The 263-nt window shown below is 71.1% G+C and carries 1 protein-coding gene; it reads left to right on the top strand.

Annotated features, from left to right (window positions below):
* Positions 1 to 263 (top strand): acyltransferase domain-containing protein (locus E0702_RS17745; protein WP_132045813.1); only part of this gene is annotated, 263 nt, incomplete at both ends.

Here is a 263-nt window from a genome sequence, read left to right as displayed (position 1 = left end):
GAGCGGATCTTCCCGCGGCCCACCCTCGATCCCGAGGAGCGTGACGCGCAGATCGAGGCATTGAAGCGCACGGACGTGGCCCAGCCCGCGATCGGGGCCGTGTCGCTCGCGCTGCTGAACCTGGTGCGGAGCTTCGGTCTGGAGGCCCACCGGATGGCCGGGCACAGTTTCGGGGAATACACCGCGCTCCACGCGGCGGGCAGTTTCGATGCGGCGACCCTGCTGGGGCTGGCCCATGCGCGCGGCGATGCCATCGTGCAGGC

It is taken from the genome of Halomonas marinisediminis, from assembly GCF_004347715.1.
GTDB lineage: Bacteria > Pseudomonadota > Gammaproteobacteria > Pseudomonadales > Halomonadaceae > Halomonas > Halomonas icarae.
This window is presented reverse-complemented; position numbering and strand designations above follow the sequence as displayed.